Origin of the sequence: Roseicyclus sp. (assembly GCF_052168335.1) — a bacterium.
In the GTDB taxonomy this organism is placed as follows: domain Bacteria; phylum Pseudomonadota; class Alphaproteobacteria; order Rhodobacterales; family Rhodobacteraceae; genus Roseibacterium.
The window spans coordinates 1-2,995 of record NZ_JBQLZP010000623.1; the positions used below are offsets into that span (position 1 = coordinate 1).

The following is a 2,995-nucleotide window of genomic DNA, read 5'->3' on the forward strand; positions in this document are numbered from 1 at the left end:
CGCGGAGGAGCGCGAGCGTGTCGTCCACGATGCTCACAGGTCGGCCCCCGCCACGTCCACGCGCCCGTCCTTGATGCGCAGGACGCGCGCCTGAACCTGGCTCTTCGCGGCCCGGATCAGGGCGAGGTCGTGTGTCGCGATCAGCACCGTCTTGCCCATCCGGTTCAGCTCCACCAGCAGCTGGAGGAGGCGCAGCGACATGTCCCAGTCGACGTTGCCCGTGGGCTCGTCGGCGAGGATCACGTCGGGGTCCATGATGACGGCGCGCGCGAGCGCCGCGCGCTGCCGTTCGCCCCCCGACAGCTCCGGCGGCAGGGCCCGCGCGCGGGAGGAGAGGCCGACCCAGGCGACAAGCTCCGCGATGTCGCGCGCGTGCCCAGGACCGGCGCGCCCGGTGACGGTGAGCGGAAGGGCGATGTTCTCGTCCGTCGGCAGGTGGTCGAGGAACTGGCAATCCTGGTGCACGACGCCGATCCGCGCGCGGAGGTCCGCGACCGCGTCGCGCCCGATGCCCGCCGCCTCCTTGCCCAGCAGCGTGACCCGGCCCGCCGTCGGCAGAAGCTCGGCGTAGCAGAGCTTGAGGAAGGTGGTCTTGCCCGCGCCGGAGGGGCCGGTGAGGAAGTGGAACGAGCCGCGCGGCAGGTCCAGCTTCAGCCCCGACAGGAGCGGCCCCGAGCCGTAGCCATAGGCGGCGTCCTGCATCGCGATCACGTCGGCGTCCCTCGCCCCTTGCTCTTGCGCCCTGTCTTGCACCTTATGGGGCAGGGTTGCAATCGCGCCTCGGTCCGGAGCGCAGTTCGGCGGAACGAATCGGGACTCTTGGACGATGGCCGTCCTGTTGATAAACATGTTGACAACTTGAACCATCATGACGTCGGCCATCGAGGGCCGGGGAGACGGTATTTCATGCGGCTGACCTGCCCGAACTGCGGTGCGCGTTACGAGGTGGACGACGCGATGATCCCCCCCGAGGGGCGCGACGTGCAATGTTCGGATTGCTCGACGACCTGGTTCCAGCCGGGGCGTCCCGAGATGCCGCCGCCGGCGGCACAGCACTCCGACGCGGCCGATGCGCCCGAGCCGGTCGCCGAGGCCGAGCCGGAACATGACGCGCCCGCTGCCGTCCCGGACGAGACCGCGACGCGCGTGGTGACGCCCAACGACGCCGAGGAGGAAGAGGTCGCCGCAGGCCCCGCTCCCGGGGATGCCGCTCCCGAGGCTTCCTGGGATGAGGATACCGGCCCCGGACATGCCGCGCCCGAGGAGACCGGGCGCCGCCAGATCGATCCGGCGATCCGCGACATCCTGCGCGAGGAGGCGGAGCGCGAGAAGCGCCTGCGCGAGGCCGAGGCCGTGCCCGTCGAGACCCAGGCGGAGATGCCTCTCGAGGAGGAGCCGCAGGATGCCCGCCGCGCCCGCCGCCGCGCCGAGCTGGAGGAGGCCGACGACGCCTTCACCGTCGGCGCCGCGAACGCCGCGCTGGCCGCGGGTCCCCGCCGCGACCTCCTGCCCGACATCGAGGAGATCAATTCGACGCTCCGCGCCTCGGAAGACCGCGACAGCGCCGCCGACGAGCAGGCCGAGGCCGAGGCCGAGCGGCCCGCCGGACGCAGGCGTCGCGGCGTGCGTGTCGGCTTCCTCCTGACCCTCGCCGTCGCGGCCGCGCTGTTCTGGGCCTACGTGAACGTGGGGCTCATCTCCGAGCGCGCCCCGCAGATCGCACCCACCGTCCAGGCCTTCGCCGCGCAGGTGGACGCCGCCCGCTTCTGGCTCGACGATCTCGCGCGCGGACTGGTCGAGCGCGAGGCGACCACGGTTCAGTAAGGCGCCGCTGCTTCGGGTGCGGGCGCGTTTCCGCACCTCGTCGCAGGACCCGCCGCGCGGGTAGGACGCCGCGCTTCCGGCTCGACGACCTCGCCCAAGGGCCGGTGGAGCGCGGGGCGACGACGCTTCGGCAAGACGCCGCTGCGGCGGATGCGGGGTCAGTTTCCTCAGAACTGGTCGAGGAGCCTGCGCAGGTACTCGAGTTCGATGTCCGGGCGGTCCTGTTCGGCCGAGCGGCGGCGCAGCTCGTCCAGAAGCTCGCGCGAGCGGCGGAAGGCTTCCTCGCGCGACTCGATCCCCTCCTCCGAGCCGAAGGAGCCGGTGTTGCCCGCCTGGCGGCCGAGCGGGTCCTGAAGCGGCCGGTCGGTCGGCATCGCGCCCTCCGCCTGGCCCTGGCCCGGCTCGCGGCCTTCCTCGCGCGCCAGCGCACGGCCGAGCGCCGACATGCCTTCGCGCATCGCCTCCATCGCATCGGACTGGAGGTCGAGCGCGCCGGCGATGTCGCCGTTCTCGAGCGCGCGGGCGGCGTCGTCCATCGCCCGTCCCGCCTCGTCGAGCTGGCGCAGCGCCTCGTCGCCCTCCTCCGTGCCCGATCCGGGCAGGCGGCCCGCCTGTTCCTCGAGCTGGCGGCGCAGGGCCTCCTGCCGTTCGGCAAGCGACTGCTCGCCGTTCTCGCCGCCCTGGCCCTCGCCGAACTGCTCGCCCGGGTCGCCGGGCTGGCCGGGCATCTCGCCCGGCTGCTGGCCGGGTTGCTGCCCCTGCTGGCCGTTCTGGCCCTGCTCCTGCTCGCCCACGGTGCCCTGGCGCTGGCCGGGCTGGCCGGGCTGCTGCTGCTGTCGGCCGCCCTGGCCGCCGAACTGTTCCTGAAGCTCCTGGAAGCTGTCGTCGGACAGGTCCTGCTGGTCGCGCAGCGTGTCCTGGAGGCCCTCCATGGCCTCCTGACCCGGCGTCTGCGGGCCGTCGCCGCCTTCGCCTTGCGTGATCTCCATGTTCTCCAGCATCTGCTGGAGCATGTCGAGCAGCTCCTGCGCCTCGGCCATCCGGCCTTCCTGCATCAGCTCCTCGATCCGGCGCAGCATCTCGTCGAGGTCGGCCATGGACATTTCCATGCGCTCGCCCTGGTCGGGCTGGTCGGTCTCGTCGCCTGGCGCAGAACGCCGCGCCGGGCGAC

3 protein-coding genes are annotated in these 2,995 nt (G+C 72.7%); 1 reads left to right on the forward strand and 2 read right to left on the reverse strand.

Annotated elements, in window-relative coordinates:
- Positions 1–33 precede the first annotated feature (33 nt).
- Positions 34–702 (reverse strand): cell division ATP-binding protein FtsE, encoded by a 669-nt coding sequence (locus ACTS11_RS19090; RefSeq protein ID WP_442641877.1) that lies wholly within the window; start codon positions 700–702, stop codon positions 34–36.
- 204 nt (positions 703–906) lie between these two features.
- Here ACTS11_RS19090 and ACTS11_RS19095 point away from each other — a divergent pair, with 204 nt between their 5' ends.
- Complete coding sequence (locus tag ACTS11_RS19095; RefSeq protein ID WP_442641875.1) at positions 907–1,824, forward strand: zinc-ribbon domain-containing protein; 918 nt, start codon at positions 907–909, stop codon at positions 1,822–1,824.
- A gap of 167 nt (positions 1,825–1,991) precedes the next feature.
- On the opposite strand, the gene ACTS11_RS19100 is transcribed toward ACTS11_RS19095, so the two are convergent.
- Positions 1,992–2,995 (reverse strand): DUF4175 family protein (locus ACTS11_RS19100; protein WP_442641876.1); only part of this gene is annotated, 1,004 nt, incomplete at its 5' end.

Excerpts from the sequence above, each read along its gene's own strand:
- ACTS11_RS19090 (WP_442641877.1), bottom strand. The coding sequence starts at position 702 with ATGCAGGACGCCGCCTATGGCTACGGCTCGGGGCCGCTCCTGTCGGGG.
- ACTS11_RS19095 (WP_442641875.1), top strand. The coding sequence starts at position 907 with ATGCGGCTGACCTGCCCGAACTGCGGTGCGCGTTACGAGGTGGACGAC.